General features: G+C 64.6%; 15 protein-coding genes. 6 read left to right on the top strand and 9 right to left on the bottom strand.

Annotated features, from left to right (window positions below; genetic code table 11):
* The first annotated feature begins 182 nt into the window (after nt 1–182).
* Both P9228_RS19820 and P9228_RS19815 read left to right on the top strand, forming a co-directional pair.
* On the top strand, nt 183–1,349 hold the full coding sequence (locus tag P9228_RS19820) for an acetyl-CoA acetyltransferase (RefSeq protein ID WP_095781573.1): 1,167 nt from the start codon (nt 183–185) through the stop codon (nt 1,347–1,349).
* A gap of 49 nt (nt 1,350–1,398) precedes the next feature.
* On the top strand, nt 1,399–2,403 hold the full coding sequence (locus P9228_RS19815) for an asparaginase (protein ID WP_278055079.1): 1,005 nt from the start codon (nt 1,399–1,401) through the stop codon (nt 2,401–2,403).
* On the opposite strand, the gene P9228_RS19810 is transcribed toward P9228_RS19815, so the two are convergent.
* Nucleotides 2,400–3,776, bottom strand: a complete 1,377-nt coding sequence (locus P9228_RS19810) for a TIGR03808 family TAT-translocated repetitive protein (RefSeq protein ID WP_127240179.1) — start codon at nt 3,774–3,776, stop codon at nt 2,400–2,402. The two genes, P9228_RS19815 and P9228_RS19810, sit on opposite strands and share 4 nt — an antisense overlap.
* Nucleotides 3,777–3,882: 106 nt before the next feature.
* On the opposite strand from P9228_RS19810, the gene greA reads away from it, so the two are divergent.
* Entirely contained in the window at nt 3,883–4,365 is a 483-nt protein-coding gene (gene greA, locus P9228_RS19805) for a transcription elongation factor GreA (protein ID WP_066997710.1), read from the top strand.
* Here greA and P9228_RS19800 read toward each other — a convergent pair.
* From P9228_RS19800 to P9228_RS19785, 4 genes are all read right to left on the bottom strand, one after another.
* Complete coding sequence (locus P9228_RS19800; RefSeq protein ID WP_127240178.1) at nt 4,362–4,748, bottom strand: type II toxin-antitoxin system death-on-curing family toxin; 387 nt, start codon at nt 4,746–4,748, stop codon at nt 4,362–4,364. The two genes, greA and P9228_RS19800, sit on opposite strands and share 4 nt — an antisense overlap.
* On the bottom strand, nt 4,745–4,975 hold the full coding sequence (locus P9228_RS19795; protein WP_067320863.1) for an AbrB/MazE/SpoVT family DNA-binding domain-containing protein: 231 nt from the start codon (nt 4,973–4,975) through the stop codon (nt 4,745–4,747). Before P9228_RS19795 ends, P9228_RS19800 begins: the two co-directional genes overlap by 4 nt.
* A 207-nt stretch (nt 4,976–5,182) precedes the next feature.
* Nucleotides 5,183–7,306 carry a methylmalonyl-CoA mutase gene (scpA, locus tag P9228_RS19790; RefSeq protein WP_278055075.1) on the bottom strand — a complete coding sequence of 708 codons (2,124 nt, stop codon included), beginning with the start codon at nt 7,304–7,306 and terminating at the stop codon, nt 5,183–5,185.
* Nucleotides 7,303–8,745: a methylmalonyl-CoA mutase subunit beta gene (locus P9228_RS19785; RefSeq protein ID WP_278055073.1), complete on the bottom strand. Its 1,443-nt coding sequence runs from the start codon at nt 8,743–8,745 to the stop codon at nt 7,303–7,305. The genes scpA and P9228_RS19785 overlap by 4 nt, the downstream gene beginning before the upstream one ends.
* Before the next feature lie 268 nt (nt 8,746–9,013).
* On the opposite strand from P9228_RS19785, the gene P9228_RS19780 reads away from it, so the two are divergent.
* Nucleotides 9,014–10,537 (top strand): helicase HerA-like C-terminal domain-containing protein, encoded by a 1,524-nt coding sequence (locus P9228_RS19780; protein WP_278055071.1) that lies wholly within the window; start codon nt 9,014–9,016, stop codon nt 10,535–10,537.
* Nucleotides 10,538–10,558: 21 nt separating this feature from the next.
* Here the strand turns inward: P9228_RS19780 and P9228_RS19775 are convergent, their stop codons facing one another.
* On the bottom strand, nt 10,559–11,209 hold the full coding sequence (locus P9228_RS19775) for a LysE family translocator (protein ID WP_278055069.1): 651 nt from the start codon (nt 11,207–11,209) through the stop codon (nt 10,559–10,561).
* Between the two features lie 34 nt (nt 11,210–11,243).
* Nucleotides 11,244–11,867, bottom strand: a complete 624-nt coding sequence (locus tag P9228_RS19770; RefSeq protein ID WP_095800178.1) for an FMN-binding negative transcriptional regulator — start codon at nt 11,865–11,867, stop codon at nt 11,244–11,246.
* 101 nt (nt 11,868–11,968) lie between these two features.
* Here P9228_RS19770 and P9228_RS19765 point away from each other — a divergent pair, with 101 nt between their 5' ends.
* Nucleotides 11,969–13,372: a PLP-dependent aminotransferase family protein gene (locus tag P9228_RS19765; RefSeq protein WP_278055067.1), complete on the top strand. Its 1,404-nt coding sequence runs from the start codon at nt 11,969–11,971 to the stop codon at nt 13,370–13,372.
* Nucleotides 13,373–13,383: 11 nt separating this feature from the next.
* Here the strand turns inward: P9228_RS19765 and P9228_RS19760 are convergent, their stop codons facing one another.
* Nucleotides 13,384–14,202 (bottom strand): L,D-transpeptidase, encoded by an 819-nt coding sequence (locus P9228_RS19760; protein ID WP_127215443.1) that lies wholly within the window; start codon nt 14,200–14,202, stop codon nt 13,384–13,386.
* 172 nt (nt 14,203–14,374) lie between these two features.
* Nucleotides 14,375–15,037, bottom strand: a complete 663-nt coding sequence (locus tag P9228_RS19755) for a haloacid dehalogenase type II (RefSeq protein WP_067320889.1) — start codon at nt 15,035–15,037, stop codon at nt 14,375–14,377.
* A 251-nt stretch (nt 15,038–15,288) separates the two neighbouring features.
* Between P9228_RS19755 and P9228_RS19750 the strand changes: the two genes are divergently transcribed.
* Nucleotides 15,289–16,167, top strand: a complete 879-nt coding sequence (locus P9228_RS19750; protein ID WP_095800175.1) for a branched-chain amino acid aminotransferase — start codon at nt 15,289–15,291, stop codon at nt 16,165–16,167.
* Nucleotides 16,168–16,201 lie beyond the last annotated feature (34 nt).

Here is a 16,201-nt window from a genome sequence, read left to right as displayed (position 1 = left end):
GGTCCGGTTCGAAGCGAGATTATTTTTTATTGACGCATCAATCAATAAAAAATCGGCATCGGATCAATCGATCGTATCGCTCTGGCCCCATCCCTTCGGCTGGAAAACGGTTCACTATTGAACAATATTGAATGTCATGCCGCGACCGGACGTGCTAGGCTGCGCGGCAGATGGAGGCTGTCATGACCGCATGCATCGTCGGCTGGGCGCATTCGCGTTTCGGCAAGCTCGAAGGCGAGACGCTGGAGGGCTTGATCACCAAGGTCGCCGTGGACGCGCTCGATCATGCCGGCATCGGCCCTGACGATGTCGACGAGATCGTGCTCGGCCATTTCAACGCCGGCTTCTCACCGCAGGATTTCACCGCGAGCCTGGTGCTGCAGGCCGACGACCGGCTGCGCTTCAAGCCGGCGACGCGCGTGGAGAATGCCTGCGCCACCGGTTCGGCTGCGGTGAGACAAGGCGTCCGCGCCATCGATTCCAACGCCGCCCGCGTCGTTTTGGTGGTCGGCGCCGAGCAGATGACCACCACGCCTGGGCCCGAGATCGGCAAGAACCTGCTGAAAGCCTCCTATCTGCCCGAGGATGGCGAAACGCCGGCCGGCTTTGCCGGCGTCTTCGGCAAGATCGCGCAGGCCTATTTTCAGCGCTATGGGGACCAGTCGGATGCGCTCGCCATGATTGCCGCCAAGAACCACAAAAACGGCGTCGACAATCCCTATGCCCAAATGCGCAAGGATTTCGGCTACGAGTTCTGCCGTCAGGAAAGTGAGAAGAATCCCTTCGTCGCCGGTCCGCTGAAGCGCACCGACTGCTCGCTGGTCTCGGATGGCGCCGCCGCGCTCGTGCTCACCGACACCGCGACGGCGCTGAAGATGCGCCGCGCCGTGACCTTCCGCGCCAATGAGCACGTCCAGGATTTCCTGCCGATGTCGAAGCGCGACATCCTTTCCTTCGAGGGCTGCGAGCGGGCTTGGGGCCAGGCGCTGAAGAAGGCCGGCGTCACGCTCGACGACCTCTCCTTCGTCGAGACGCATGACTGCTTCACCATCGCCGAGCTTATCGAATACGAGGCGATGGGCCTGGCGGAGCCCGGCGAGGGCGCGAAGCTCGCCCTGGAGGGCGTCACGGCCAAGGACGGCCGGCTGCCGGTCAATCCGTCCGGCGGGCTGAAGGCCAAGGGCCATCCGATCGGAGCCACCGGCGTCTCCATGCATGTGCTCACCGCCATGCAGCTGACCGGCGAGGCCGGCGGCATTCAGGTGCCTGGGGCAAAACTCGGCGGCATCTTCAACATGGGCGGTGCTGCGGTGGCCAACTACGTTTCCATCCTCGATCGGATCAGGTAGAAGCGGCCCGCATTGAAGCGGCGCCCGGCGCGCGCGTGCGGGAGGCAGCATGGCAAATCCGGTTCTGGTCGAAGTCACGCGGGGCGCGGTGGTCGAAAGCGCTCATCGCGGCGCGGTTTCTGTCTTCGACGCCGACGGCAAGCCTGTCTGGGAGATCGGCGATACGGCGCGACCGGTGTTTCCACGCTCGGCGTTGAAGGCGATCCAGGCGCTGCCGCTGCTCGAATCCGGTGCTGCCGACGCCTACGGCTTCGGCGATCGCGAATTGGCGCTGGCCTGCGCCTCGCATTCAGGCGAGCCGGCGCATGTCGAACTGGCGCAAGCAATGCTCGCCAAGGCCGGTCTCGATAAGACGGCGCTCGAATGCGGCGCGCACTGGCCGTCGAGCCACGTTGCGACGATCGCGCTGGCCCGCGCCGGCAGCGCGCCCAACCCGCTCCACAACAATTGCTCCGGCAAGCATGCCGGTTTCCTCTGTACCTGCGTGCATTCCGGCATTGCCCATGGCGGCTACGTCAAGGCCGGCCATGCGCTGCAGGAGATGGTGCGCGACGCGATGCAATCGGTGACCGGCGCCGCGCATGATGTCGACCATTGCGGCACCGACGGCTGCTCGATCCCGACCTATGCCGTGCCGCTGAAGAGCTTTGCGCTGGGCTTTGCGCGTATGGCGACGGGCAGGGGCTTTGCGCCCGAACGCGCCAAGGCGGCGAAGCGCCTGCTCTCGGCCTGCATGGCCGAACCGTTCCTGGTGGCCGGCACCGGTAAGGCGGACCTCGCGCTGATGCGGGCCGCGCCCGGCCGCATCTTCGCCAAGACCGGCGCCGAGGGCGTCTATTGCGCGGCCTTGCCCGAGCTCGGTCTCGGCATCGCCTTGAAATGCGATGACGGCGCCAGCCGCGCCTCCGAGGTGATGATCGCCGCCGTGCTGGCCAAGCTGCTTCGCAGCGACGAAGCGCTCGCGGCAAAGCTTGCCGAACTCGCCAATCCGCCGGTCGAAAGCCGTATCGGCGCCAAGGTGGGCTTGCTGCGGCCGACGGCGGCGCTGGCCTAACTGACCTTGTTCCGCTCGACGGTCAGATGCGCGTAGCCGGTAAAGGTTGATCTTGCCAGATCGCCCGTCACCGGATTGGCCCAGCGCTGGCCGATGATGGCGCCGTTCTGCGCGGCGTCGATGATATTGTCCGAAATGACGGCGCTGCCGGAACCCTCGACGACGCTGACGACGATGCCCGTGCCGGACTTGCGGATGATGTTGCCCGTTGCAACCACATTGCGCAGATAAGGTCCCCAGCCGAGCTGCATGCCGTAGAGGGGCGCGTTCTCCACGACATTGCCGCAGACGGAGGTTTCGGCCTCGGCGCTGATGCCGACGCCGAAGCCCGGCGGGTCGGCGGTGTAGGGGCCGACCGTCGAGAGGTTGCGCACGATATTGTTCGAGCACACGGCCATGCGGCCGCCTTCGTTGAAGTTTACGATCGAGATGCCGTTGGCGGCACCGTCGACCAGATTGTTGCTGAGGATCGCGCCCTCGAAGGAGAATTCCGAATAAATCCCCGTCTCGCCCGAGCGCGAGCAGGTGTTGCCGGTGATCTGCAAATTGCTGGAGCTGTTGGCGCGGATCGCCGAGAAGGCGCAGTCCGACACGACGTTGGCGGAGATAATGACATTGCCGGCGCGGAAGGCGTTGATACCGTTGCCGTTCTGGCCGGTGCCGCCGCTCCTCGCGCCGATGCGCTGCACGCGGTTGCCGCTGACGATGGTGCCGTCCTCCGCCTGTTGCCAGCGATGCACCAGAATGCCGCCATTGGCGCAATCTGAGATGGTATTGCCCGAGATCTCCAGCCCGCCGGCCTCGACCGAATAGATGCCGGCGTCTGCCGCACCCGAAAAATCGCAGCGCCCGATGCGGCCTGAAACATGTTCCAGCGCCAGCCCGTTCTTGCCGCTGCCTGTGACCTGGCAATTGTCGATGGCGAGATGCGCGACGCGGCGCAGATCGAGCAGCCCTTGCGTATAGTCGGCCAGCCAGCGGTTGCTGCCGTCCAGCACCAGCCCGCTGAGTTCGATATGCTCGGCCTGTTCCGCCATCATCAGGTGGCCGTTGCCGCCATAGACGATGCGGGTCGCCCCCGGGACGCCCGAAAGGCGCACGCGGGCAGGCAGTTTCAGGTTGGAGACAAGATAGGTGCCGGGCGGCAGAAACACCGGCGCATCGCGGTCGCTGGCGTCGCTGAGCATCTTGGCGAAGGCCTTGCTCTGGTCGTCCAGCGCGCCCGGCTGCACGCCGATTTCGATGGCGTTGATCGAGCCGCGCATCGTGGCCTTCTCGATGCCGGGCAGCATCTTCGCCGACGCCTTGCCGGCAAGGAGGCCGGCAGCGGCGAGGCCGGTGGTGCGGGCAAGCAGCGTTCGTCTGTTCAACATCGGCACAGATCCTGGCGTTTCAACCGCTCCATCGCAGGATTCGTGCCAAGGCAGGCTCGCAGGCAAACAGCTTGTGCAGTTGCCTCACCAAGCTTAAGTTCATGTTATGAGTAGAGCTTTCACCCGCGAGGAAGACAGCGAAAACGCCATTGCCGGTGTCGGCGAACGGCCGATCAGTCCGCACCGCAATCTGGTAACGGAGCGGGGACTCGCGATGATCGAAGAGAATCTCTCCGAATTGCGAGATCAGATGGCCAAGGCCGAAAGACGCGGCGATCGCGAGCGCCTCGCAATAGTGTCCCGCGACCTGCGCTACTGGACCGCGCGGCGCGAGAGCGCGGAGCTTTCGGTGCCGGAGTCCGGCAGCAATGTGGTCCGCTTCGGCATGGGCGTCACGCTGGAAAACGGCGACGGCAAGAAGGTCCACTGGCGCATCGTCGGCGAGGACGAGGCCAACCCCTCGAAAGGCAGCATCTCCCATGTCTCGCCGATGGCGATGGCCCTGTTCGGCAAGAAGGTCGGCGAGGTCGTTGCCGTCAACGGCAAGGAGTGGGAGATCGTCAAGCTTTCGGACAAGGCCGAGAACTAGGCCTTAGGCTTGACCGTATGGTCGCGGAAAAACGCCGCGGCTCCGATCTCATCGATTTCACCTGCGGCGACCATCATCACCAACTGGATAACATCCTGCTGTTCGGCTTCTACGCTTAACCCGTTGAAATAGAGAAACAAATCGGCCGCGGCAAAAGCCGTGCGCTTGTTCCCGTCAACGAAGGGGTGGTTCTTCGCACTGCCGAAGAGGTAGGCCGCCGCGAGTTCACAAAGATCGGGCTCACCGCACGCTTCCTTCTGTTGGGGGCGGGCGAGGGCAGATTCCAGCATGCCCTGGTCGCGTATACCGGAGGCTCCGCCGTGGAGGCGCAACTGCTCAGCGTGCATCGCCTCCACGAATTCTCGCGAATGATGCTCGGTCATTTAGCGAGCGCGCGGTAGGCAACCTCGTATTTCTTCATCCGTTCGCGCGCGATCTTCATCTTACGCTCGAATTCTTCGGCAGAGTCTTCAAGGCGGCGCAAGCGCAGCTCCTGGCCCTCCTGAACGACGATGACGTTGTCGCCCGCCTTCAGGTTTAGTCGGTCGAGAAGCTCTTTCGGCAAAATCAGACCTTCGGAGTTGCCAATCTTTCGAATGGTGATGTTCATGGTAGGTCGTCCTGCTGCAACGGCAATTATAACTGGAGGGCCTGTTGTTGCAACGGAAATTATAACAACCGATTGGGAACTACTGACATGGTCGCCAGCAAGAAGCGGGTTGAGGACGGGATCCTCTTCCTCTCTCGATTGGCGCATTAGCTGTGCCGATAAGCCTTAGCAACGAGTTGCGTTTGACCAGTTCCCGACACAGGCTATTCACTCGACCGACAGCAGCCTGTCCATCAGCCTGTCCGCCGCTTGCGGGATGACGGTGCCCGGCGGGAAGATTTCGGCCGCTCCCGCCTTCAGCACCGCATCGTAGTCCTGTGGCGGGATGACGCCGCCGGCGACGATCAGCATGTCGCCATGGCCGAGCTTCCTCAGCGCCTCCTTGAGCTCGGGGATCAGCGTCAGATGTCCGGCCGCGAGCGAGGACGCGCCGATGATGTCGACATCATGCTGCACCGCCAGCTTTGCGATCTCCTCCGGCGTCTGGAACATCGGTCCGACGGTGACCTCGAAGCCGAGATCGGCAAAGGCGCTGGCGATCACTTTCTGGCCGCGATCATGGCCGTCCTGGCCCATCTTGGCGACCAGGATGCGCGGCTTTGCACCGGACTTCTTTTCGAAGGCTTCGAGCTTGTCCTTGAGCCGATCGACCGCCGGATTGTCGCCGAGCGCGTCGCGATAGACGCCGGAGATGGTCTGCACGGTGGCTGCATGGCGCCCGAACACCTTCTCCAGCGCCAGCGAGATCTCGCCGACGGTCGCATTGGCCCGCGCCGCGCGGATCGCGAATTCGAGCAGGTTCTCGCCGCTTTCAGCCGCGCGGGTGAGGGCGGTTAGCGCATCCTCCAGGGCCGCGACGTCGCGCGTGCCTTTGAGCCGCTGCAGCTTCGCCAATTGCCGGGCCTTGACCTCGGCATTATCGATCTTCAGCACATCGACCTCGATGTCGGCTTCCGGGCGATGCGCATTGACGCCGACCAGCACCTGCTCGCCGGAATCGATGCGTGCCTGGGTGCGCGCCGCCGCTTCCTCGATGCGCAGCTTCGGAATGCCTTTCTCGATCGCCGCCGCCATGCCGCCGAGGTTTTCGACCTCTTCGATATGAGCGAGCGCGCGGGCCGCCAGATCATGCGTCAGCCGCTCGACATAGGCCGAGCCGCCCCACGGATCGATCATGCGCGTGGTGCCGGATTCCTGTTGCAGGATGAGCTGCGTGTTGCGGGCAATGCGGGCCGAATGGTCGGTCGGCAGCGCCATCGCCTCGTCGAAGGAATTGGTGTGCAGCGACTGGGTATGTCCCTGCGTTGCCGCCATCGCCTCGATCATCGTGCGGGTGATGTTGTTGTAGGGATCCTGCGCCGTCAGCGACCAGCCCGATGTCTGGCAATGGGTGCGCAGCGACAGCGAGCGCTCGTCCTTCGGCGCAAAATTCTTCTTCATCAGGCTCGACCAGAGCAGCCGCGCGGCCCTGAGCTTGGCGACCTCCATGAAGAAGTTCATACCGATCGCCCAGAAGAAGGAAAGGCGCGGCGCGAACCGGTCGATGTCGAGACCCGCGGCGACGCCGGCGCGCGCATATTCGATGCCGTCGGCAATCGTATAGGCGAGTTCGAGGTCGGCCGTCGCGCCCGCCTCCTGCATATGATAGCCGGAGATCGAGATCGAATTGAATTTCGGCATGTGCCGCGAGGTATAGGCGAAGATGTCCGACACGATCCGCATCGAAGGCTTCGGCGGATAGATGTAGGTGTTGCGGACCATGAACTCCTTCAGAATGTCGTTCTGAATGGTCCCGGCGAGGTCCTTCTGCGCGACACCCTGTTCCTCCGCCGCCACGATATAGAGCGCCATGATCGGCAGCACGGCGCCGTTCATGGTCATCGACACCGTCATCTCGTTGAGCGGAATGCCGTCGAACAACTGGCGCATGTCGAGGATGGAATCGATCGCCACGCCCGCCATGCCGACATCGCCGGCGACGCGCGGATGGTCGCTGTCATAGCCGCGATGGGTCGCAAGGTCGAAGGCAACCGACAGGCCCTTCTGGCCGGCCGCGAGGTTGCGCCGGTAGAAAGCGTTGGATTCCTCCGCCGTCGAGAAGCCGGCATATTGCCGGATCGTCCAGGGCTGCTGGACATACATGGTCGGGTAGGGGCCGCGCACGAAGGGCGGCAGGCCCGGGTAGCTGTCGAGATTGGCCAGGCCCTTGAGGTCGCCCTGCGTGTAGAGGTGTTTCACGGCGATGCCTTCCGGCGTCATCCGCTGGCCCTTGAGCTCGACCGGCGGGCGGCGCGGCGCCGACCAGCCGATCTGGCTGAAATCCGGGATCATGAGCCGGCTCCGATCGACTGATCGATGCGCACTGGAAACAGCGGCTCGCAGGTCGCCACGCCTTCTGTCAGCGCGGGCCGGCGTTCGGCTTTCAATGTCTCGACGGGGCGCTCGCTGCCGGTGCGGAACAAGGTGGTGCCGATGATGCCGCGTTCGCCGGCCCGATAGGCGGCATTGCGCTTCGCGGCGGCCGTCTGCACACGGCTCTGGATAGAGCCCTGCTGCAGGCTGTTGAGCACGCCGCCCTCGGCCTCGATGCGCTGAAATTCTTCCCAGGCCGCCGCGCAAAGACCGTCGGTCAGCGCCTCGACCGCTCCGGAGCCGCTGGCCGGATCGGCCACGTGATGGAGATGGCTCTCATGCGCCAGGATCAGCTGCGCGTTGCGGGCGACGCGGCGCGCAAAACCGGCCGGCAGTCCATGCGCGATGGTGTGCGGCAGGATCGAGACGGAATCAGCCCCGCCGGTCGCCGCGGCAAAAGCGGCAATCGTGGTGCGCAGGATGTTGGTTTCCGGATCCGCCATCGCCATCATGCGATAGGAGGTCTCGGCGTGGACGTTCGCCGTCGAGGCCGGGATCGAGCAGGCTTCCTGGATCCGCGCCCAGAGCTTGCGCAACGCCCGCACCTTGGCCATCGACAGGAACTGGTCCTGGTCGACGCTGAGGGCAAAGCCGATATAGGGCGCGGCATAGACCAGCGGCTGGCGCGCCTTCTCGAACATCCTGAGATAGGACACGGCGGAAGCCATCATCGTGCCGAGCTCCTGCGCCTCGGTGGCGCCGGCATTGTGGAGGACGCGGCCGTCCGCTTCGAGCAGCACGCCGGGCACGCCCATCGAGAAGAAATGCGCCAGCGATTGCGGCATTGACTCCTGCAGCGCCTCGATCGAGGTGCGCAGCCGTCCGGTACCGGCGAAGATCGCCGCCGGGTCGATGCCGAAGGAAAGGTTGAGCTTCGCCGGATCGGAGCGGCGCCGGGTCAGGAAGGCGAGCAGCCAATCCGCCACGGCGCGGCTCCACGGATGCGCATCGATGCGCACCTGGACCCGGTTGAGCGGCACGCCGTCGAGCACCGTTTCCAGCGCCTCCGCGGTTCGCGGCAGGCCAAAGCCGAAGGCATTCGGCGCACCCTCGAAAACCAGCGACAGGCCGGTCGCGCCCTCAGCGATGTCCTGCAGCGCCTGGGCGCTGGCGCGGGCGATATCGGGATCGTCGATGCGCTGGCTGACGATCCATGGCGACTTCGGATTGGTGCGCACCAGCGGCTCGGCTGTCGTCGAACGCTCGCTGAGTGGCTCGATGCGGATGCCGTCATCGGTGTGCGAAACAAGCTTCTGTTCGAAAGAGCCGCCGGCAAGCGCTTTTTCCGCCAGCGCCAGCCAGCGCTTGGCGTCCGGGTCTGGAAGGTCGACATCCCTAGTCAAGGCGCCGGCGCCCATCGCACTCCTCGTCTATCGGCCGCATCAGCCACCAGTCTATGGTCCCCCGCCGCATATCACAATGCGACATCCGTCGCGGTTGTTCCGGCAGCCGCTAACCGATTGCCAAACATGCGCAAAATCCGCAAGCTAAGTAAGGTGGTTTCGCTGCCAGGGTCAAATTCGAATAGCGCCAAATTTGATGGTGGGCATTGTCGCCCGCCGATCGCGTTATTATCCTCCATGAGACCGGGCGTTTTTGGCGGAAGAGATTGCGGAGACCGGACATATGGCTGACCACACCAGCATCTTCATCGGCGCCAGCCGCAAGCCTGATGATTCCTACCAGCGCGCCGAGGAACTCCTGCTGCGCTACGGCAACCGCCACGGCCTGATTACCGGCGCCACAGGCACCGGCAAGACGGTCAGCCTGCAGGTCTTGGCCGAGGGCTTTTCAAATGCCGGCGTCCCGGTCTTCTGCGCCGACATCAAGGGCGACCTTTCCGGCATCGCCATGATGGGCGAGGCCAAGGATTTCCTGGTCAAGCGTGCAGAGCAGGTGAAGCTCGATCCCTATCAGTTTCAGGAATACCCGGTCATCTTCTGGGATCTGTTCGGCGAGCAGGGTCACCCAATCCGTGCCACCATCTCGGAAATGGGGCCGCTGCTTTTGTCGCGGCTGATGAACCTCACCGAAGCGCAGGAAGGTGTCATGAACATCGCCTTCCGCATCGCTGACGAAGAGGGCCTGCTGCTGCTTGATCTCAAAGACCTGCAGGCGCTGCTCGCCAACATCGCCGAGCGAGCCGACGAGCTCAGCGCACGCTACGGCAATGTCACCAAGCCTTCCGTCGGCGCCATCCAGCGCACGCTTCTGGTGCTTGAGCAGCAGGGCGCCGCGAACTTCTTCGGCGAGCCGGCGCTGCGCATCGCCGATTTGATGCGCACCACCCGCGACGGCCGCGGCGCGATCAGTGTTCTGGCCGCCGACAAGCTGATGATGAATCCCAGGCTCTACGCCACTTTCCTGCTCTGGCTGATGTCGGAGCTGTTTGAGGAACTGCCCGAGGTCGGCGATCTCGAGCGGCCGAAGCTGGTCTTCTTCTTCGACGAGGCGCATCTTTTGTTCGAGGACGCGCCGAAGGTGCTGGTTGATCGCGTCGAGCAGGTGGTGCGGCTGATCCGCTCCAAGGGTGTCGGCGTCTATTTCGTCACCCAGAACCCGCTCGACATTCCGGAAAAGGTTTTGGCCCAGCTCGGCAACCGCGTGCAGCACGCGTTGCGCGCCTATACGCCGCGCGAGAAGCAGGCGGTGCGGACGGCGGCCGACACCTTCCGGCCCAACCCGGATTTCGACTGCGCCACCGCGATTACCCAGCTCGCCACCGGCGAGGCGCTGGTCTCGATGCTGGAGGATAAGGGCGTGCCGGCCATGGTACAGCGCACATTGATTCGCCCGCCGTCGTCGCGGCTCGGGCCGATCACACCCGACGAGCGCCGCAAGGTCCTTGCCGAGAGCCCGGTCGCCGGGCAGTACGATCAAGCGGTCGATCGCGACTCGGCCTTCGAGATACTGCAGAAGAAGACCAGGGAGGCGCAGGAAGCCGAAGCGCAGGCGCAGCAGGCGGGCACCGGCGGCTCGCGCTGGACAATTCCGGGCTTCGACGATGTGTTGGGAGGGTCGGGCCGCCGGTCCTCCAACCGTCAGACAGTGGCCGAAGCCGCGATCAAGTCGGTGGTGCGTTCGGTGGGCTCTTCCGTCGGCCGCGCGATAGTGCGCGGGATACTAGGCAGCCTGGCGCGCGGGCGGTAGCGCCCAACTGAGGCGCGGCAATCAGAGGGCAGGGCGCTTGGCTACGGCAAGGCCGATGCCCAGCGCGATCATCGCGCCGCCGGACGCCTCCCGGAGCCGACGTATCATGCCGGACCGGCCTGCCGCTCCATCCCTGATGCGGCCGGCCGCGAAGGCGACCACGATATCGGCCAGCGTGTTGAGCGTCACCGACACGAAGCCGAGCACCATGAACTGCAAGGCGACGTGGCCGGCGCCGAGATCCAGGAATTGCGGAATGAAGGCCAGGAAGAAGGCGGCCGTCTTCGGGTTCAACGCCTCGACCAGCACCCCTTCGCGAAACGCTCGGCCAGCGCCGACCGCAGGCGTCGGCGCGCCACCTTCCAGCATTGTCTTTGCCTCGCGGCGGGCGGACTGGAAGGTGCGCAAGCCGAGCCAGACGAGGTAGACGGCGCCGATCAGCTTCAGCGCCGTAAAGAGTTCGGCGCTCGCGAGCACGAGGGCGGAAACGCCCAGGCTTCCGGCAAGCACATGAACCATGCCGCCCAGGCCTGTCCCGAAACTGGAGGCGATGCCTTCAGCGCGGCCTCCGGCCAGGGTGCGCGCGGCGACATAGAAGATGCCCGGTCCGGGCGTGATGGCGAGCAGCAGCGCCGCGGCGAAGTACAAGGCGAATTGTGTCAGGTCCGGCATGATCGGCTCGCTGGCAATTGGACTGGGTCGGATGTCAAGACGGGATCAGTTGGGCGACGTCGCGATCCGAAGGCCGGTCGCTCGCTGCTAGACCAGTGGCGACACCGGCGCGATCGGCCGCGTTGCGGTTCTGGCTCATCTTGCGCTTGCCTTGGAGACGCGTGATCGGCATGCGCAAGCCGACAATGCCTTTGAGTTGCGCCTGGATGAAATCCGGCGGCGCATCCGATACGGACCAAGGCGAGGGGCGTCCGCCTTCATGGAGATTGGTCAGGCGCGTGACGATCTCGAGCAGCCTGTCGGCGTCCTCGAAGAAGTCGATCGGCCCATAGGCATGAACGGCCAGGTAGTTCCAAGTCGGCACTACCTTTCCGGTCTCCTGCTTGGTCTGGTACCAGGCCGGCGTCACGTAGGCGTCGGGGCCCATGAAGATCGCCAGGCCATCGCCCAGCACCGGTGCGCGCCACTGCGGATTTGCCTTCGCGACATGGCCGTAGATCGTGCCATGCTCGCCCTCGCTCTCGTTGAGCAAGAGCGGCAATGGCGTCGCCTGCGGTCCTTCCGCCGTGGCGGTGACCAGCGTCGCCAGCCGTGCCGCGCGGATCGTCGCCATGAGGCTCTCCCTGTCGTCATCGCGGAAGGCGGGCGGAATGTACATGGCGAAAACTCCTTGCATTGCATTTAAAGATGCCGGCAAGCTGGTTTGCTTGGAACATCCAGTTTTGAAGGTTTTCGGTGGTCCAGTTGGAACAGGAAGGCGTGGCGCGCCGGATCATCGCGGCGATCAAGGCGCAGATCCATAGCGGCGTTTACCGGCCCGGCGATCGGCTGCCGTCGTCGCGGGCCTTTGCCGCCGAATGGGGCGCGTCGCGAACCACGGTGACGGCGGCCTACAACCAGCTCGACGCCGAAGGCTATCTGATCATCCGGCAGGGCGCGCGTGCCATCGTGGCTCCGGGACTGGAGAGGCCGTCAGGGGCGGCTTCCATCGCGGCTGCCTCGCCACGCAACCTCTCGACGTTCGCGCGCAGGCTGCTGGCTCTGCCTTCGCCGGTGGAACAGCAGCCGGCCAAGGTTGCGGATTTCCGCTATGGCGACCTGTCCGGGGCGGACTTCCCGGTCCTGGCTTGGCGACGGGCCTCGAACAAAGCCATTCTGCGGCGCGGCGCACGGTTGCGCTATGGCGACCCGCAGGGATCGCTTGTTCTTCGCAGCGCCCTTCAAACCTATCTCTGGCGCGCACGCGGCATCAACTGCGCGCCGGACCAGATCGCCATCGTCAACGGCTCCCAGCAAGGGCTCGACCTCTGCGCGCGGCTGCTCCTCGACCCCGGCGATCCGTTCGTGATCGAGAATCCGGGCTATATGCTGGCCCGCCATGCCTTCACGGCCGCGGGCGGCGTCGCCGTGCCAGTTGCAGTCGACGCTGACGGGTTGAGGACGGATGCGCTGCCGCCGGCCCGTCTGGCTTACGTCACGCCATCGCACCAGTTTCCGCTCGGCGGCGTGCTTTCGGCGACGCGGCGGCATTCCCTCCTGGCCTGGGCCACGGCATCAGGCGCCTATGTCGTCGAAGACGATTACGACGGCGAATACCGCCACGACATCGCCCCCATCCCGCCTCTGCAGACGCTCGATCCAGGCTCCGTCATTTATGTCGGTACGCTGTCCAAAACGCTCTCGCCCACCTTGCGGCTCGGTTATCTGGTCGTCCCCGCCGGCCTGCGTCGGGCCTTCAGCGAGGCAAAGCGCCTGACCGACCGGCATGCTCCGATGCTGGAGCAGGACGTGTTGGCCGACCTGCTGACGAGCGGCGCTTACGAGCGCCACGTCCGCAGCATCCGCAGGAAAAATGCCGAGCGCCGAAAAGTCCTGCTGCGGGCGCTCGCCGATCATATCGGGCCAAAGGTGACTGTTGCTGGGGCCGACACGGGCCTGCACGTCGTGGCCTGGTTGAACGGCATCGATTCTGGATGCGAGCCGGCGATCATCGCCGACGCACGTGCTGCGGGGATCGGCCTCTATCCGGTATCGCCGCTCTATGATCCGGCCGAGCCGCGGCCCGAAACGGCGGGCTTCATCATGGGATATGCTGGTCTCGACGCGGAGGCGTTGCGCCGCGGCGTTGCGGTGCTGGCGGACATCCTCGCCAAGCACCGCTGACGAACGCCGGATCAAAAGATCTCGTCACTCTCCTGCGGCACCGGCCCCAGCAGGACAGAGTCGTCCGGCACGCCGTTGTCGATCGGAATGGCCCGGCGCTCGGGCATATCGGCCATCGGCTGGCCAACATCTGCTGTGACCACGACCGGCGTCTTGTTGGGCACGCGGTCATAGAGGTCGATGATGTCCTGATTGATCAGGCGCACGCAGCCCGACGAGACCGACTTGCCGATCGACCACCACTCCGGCGACCCGTGCAGACGATAGAGCGTATCCTGGTTGCCTTTGAAGAGGTAGAGCGCACGCGCCCCGAGCGGGTTCTTGAGCCCGCCGGGCATACCGCCGTTCTTGGCGCTGTATTCCGTCAGTTCCGGCTGGCGCGCGACCATCTCGTCCGGCGGCGTCCATTTCGGCCACTTCTGCTTCCATTGCACCACCGCATCGCCCGACCATTCGAAGCCGGCGCGGCCGAGACCGACGCCGTAGCGGATCGCCTGGCCACCCTCACGCACCAGATAGAGGAAGTGGTTGGTGGTATCGACGACGATGGTGCCCGGGCGCTGTCCGGTCGGATCTGGAACGATCTGGCGCAAATATCTGTGATCGATCTTGTTTACCGGGATGGCCGGCAGGTCGAAGCCGTTGTCGGACATCGGCCCATACATGGTGGCGTAGTCGCCGAGCGGCGGCTCGACGGAGGCCGGCGGTGGCGGCTGCACGGCTGCCGGGCGAGGACCGGTGGTGGAGCAGGCGGAAATCGCCGAAGCAGCGCCAAGGGCCGTGAGATTGAGGAAGCCACGGCGGCTGATGCGGAAGGAAGCGTCTGACATGGTTGCCTTTTCTAGGTCTTGAATTCGCAAGAATGCATGAATCCGCTGGCCGGCGCCGACAGCTGCAATAACAGTCGGCGGTGATAGGCGGTTCCAATTCTGGCCTCAGGGTGGACAAACAAAGGCGAAGCTGTGACCGCGACACATCTGTTGCGCTGCAGCAACAGCACCCTCAAACGCCTGCCAGAAGGCCTTCGAGCGAGGGCAGGATCAGCCCCGGCGGAAAATCCCGGTATTCGTCGGGCTGATTGGCGCGATTGATCCAGACGGTGCGGAAGCCGAACCTGGCGGCGCCCGCGACGTCCCAGCGGTTGGAGGACTGGAACGACACCGCCCCCGGATAGAGCCGCCAGCCAGTGACCACCATGTCGTAGACCGAAGGATCGGTCTTGAAGCGCTTGATCTCGTCGACCGAGAAGACGTCGTCCAGGATCTGGTCGAGGGCGGCCGATTTCACCGCCGCCCGCAGCATTTCCGGCGAGCCGTTGGACAGGATCGCGAGCTTCGCTCCCGCTGCTTTCAGTGCCTTCAATACCGCCGGCACTTCCGGATAGCAGTCGAGCCGCCAATAGGCTTCCAGCAGCCTTGCCCTGAGCGCCGGATCGGCCGACGGCACCTTGCGCAGCGCGAAGTCCAGCGCCTGCTCGGTCAGTTGCCAGAAATCGGCATAGGCGCCCATCAGCGTCCGCACCCAGGAATATTCGAGCTGCTTGGCGCGCCAGATTTCGGAGAGAAGCTGGCCGTCCGGCCCGATCTCGCCCGCATGGCGGCGCACCGCGGCGTGCACGTCGAACAACGTGCCATAGGCGTCGAAGACATAGGCTGCATGGTGCATAGGAAGAGTTTTGCGGCGCCCGGCCCTGCCGCGCAAGCGCTGATTGCGGTTAATGCATGTCGCCCAAAAGTGGGCAGCGGTTTTCGGAAAGGATCGCATAACACAAAAACCCAACACACATGGCCCATCCCTTTCCGTGCGCCGTGCTTTAAGTGCCTCTGGCCTCAAGGATTTTTTCCGATGTCGGTTGACGCCGGCCGTCAAAGCGTCGTCCTATGGAGGCCGGAACTCATCCATACGGACGGCAAACGATGACACTGGCGGCGGCGGCGCAGTCCGCGACATGGACCTATGTGGACGGCGACTGGTACGAGGGCAATGTTGCCATTCTGGGACCGCGCAGCCACGCCATGTGGCTGGGCACCAGCGTCTTCGACGGCGCCCGCTGGTTCGAAGGCGTGGCGCCCGATCTCGACCGTCACGCCGCGCGCGTCAACGCCTCGGCGATTGCGCTCGGCCTGAAGCCTTCCATGACGACGGAGCAGATCGTCGGGCTAACATGGGACGGCCTGAAGAAATTCGACGGCAAGACCGCCGTCTATATCAGGCCGATGTACTGGGCCGAGCATGGCGGCTATATGGGCGTGCCGGCCGACCCGTCCTCGACCCGCTTCTGTCTCTGCCTCTACGAAGCGCCGATGATTCCGCCTTCGGGCTTTTCGATCGGCGTCTCGCCGTTCCGGCGGCCGACCATCGAGACCATGCCGACCAACGCCAAGGCCGGCTGCCTCTATCCCAACAATGGCCGCGCCATCCTCGAGGCCAAGATGCGCGGCTTCGACAACGCGCTGGTGCTCGATATGCTGGGCAATGTCGCCGAGACCGGCACCTCCAACATCTTCCTGGTCAAGGACGGCCATGTGATGACGCCCGCCGCGAACGGCACCTTCCTCTCCGGCATCACCCGCTCGCGCACGATCAACCTGCTCGGCGACTATGGTTTCAGGACCACCGAGAAGACGCTGTCGATCCGCGATTTCCTCGAGGCGGACGAGATCTTCTCGACCGGCAACCATTCGAAGGTGGTGCCGATCACGCGCATCGAGGACCGTAGCATTCAGCCTGGACCGGTCGCCAAGAAGGCGCGCGAGCTCTATTGGGATTGGGCGCATTCGACTTCCGCCGCCTGAGCGGATAAAAAGTCGTTCGGCGCTTCGTTCCGGA

The sequence above is a fragment of the Mesorhizobium sp. WSM4898 genome, from assembly GCF_029625845.1.
GTDB lineage: Bacteria > Pseudomonadota > Alphaproteobacteria > Rhizobiales > Rhizobiaceae > Mesorhizobium.
This window is presented reverse-complemented; position numbering and strand designations above follow the sequence as displayed.

What these genes read in the sequence shown, in the direction of transcription:
- P9228_RS19820 (WP_095781573.1), top strand. Translation starts at nt 183, where the DNA reads ATGACCGCATGCATCGTCGGCTGGGCGCATTCGCGTTTCGGCAAGCTC.
- P9228_RS19815 (WP_278055079.1), top strand. Translation starts at nt 1,399, where the DNA reads ATGGCAAATCCGGTTCTGGTCGAAGTCACGCGGGGCGCGGTGGTCGAA.
- P9228_RS19810 (WP_127240179.1), bottom strand. Translation starts at nt 3,776, where the DNA reads ATGTTGAACAGACGAACGCTGCTTGCCCGCACCACCGGCCTCGCCGCT.
- greA (WP_066997710.1), top strand. Translation starts at nt 3,883, where the DNA reads ATGAGTAGAGCTTTCACCCGCGAGGAAGACAGCGAAAACGCCATTGCC.
- P9228_RS19800 (WP_127240178.1), bottom strand. Translation starts at nt 4,748, where the DNA reads ATGACCGAGCATCATTCGCGAGAATTCGTGGAGGCGATGCACGCTGAG.
- P9228_RS19795 (WP_067320863.1), bottom strand. Translation starts at nt 4,975, where the DNA reads ATGAACATCACCATTCGAAAGATTGGCAACTCCGAAGGTCTGATTTTG.
- scpA (WP_278055075.1), bottom strand. Translation starts at nt 7,306, where the DNA reads ATGATCCCGGATTTCAGCCAGATCGGCTGGTCGGCGCCGCGCCGCCCG.
- P9228_RS19785 (WP_278055073.1), bottom strand. Translation starts at nt 8,745, where the DNA reads ATGGGCGCCGGCGCCTTGACTAGGGATGTCGACCTTCCAGACCCGGAC.
- P9228_RS19780 (WP_278055071.1), top strand. Translation starts at nt 9,014, where the DNA reads ATGGCTGACCACACCAGCATCTTCATCGGCGCCAGCCGCAAGCCTGAT.
- P9228_RS19775 (WP_278055069.1), bottom strand. Translation starts at nt 11,209, where the DNA reads ATGCCGGACCTGACACAATTCGCCTTGTACTTCGCCGCGGCGCTGCTG.
- P9228_RS19770 (WP_095800178.1), bottom strand. Translation starts at nt 11,867, where the DNA reads ATGTACATTCCGCCCGCCTTCCGCGATGACGACAGGGAGAGCCTCATG.
- P9228_RS19760 (WP_127215443.1), bottom strand. Translation starts at nt 14,202, where the DNA reads ATGTCAGACGCTTCCTTCCGCATCAGCCGCCGTGGCTTCCTCAATCTC.
- P9228_RS19755 (WP_067320889.1), bottom strand. Translation starts at nt 15,037, where the DNA reads ATGCACCATGCAGCCTATGTCTTCGACGCCTATGGCACGTTGTTCGAC.
- P9228_RS19750 (WP_095800175.1), top strand. Translation starts at nt 15,289, where the DNA reads ATGACACTGGCGGCGGCGGCGCAGTCCGCGACATGGACCTATGTGGAC.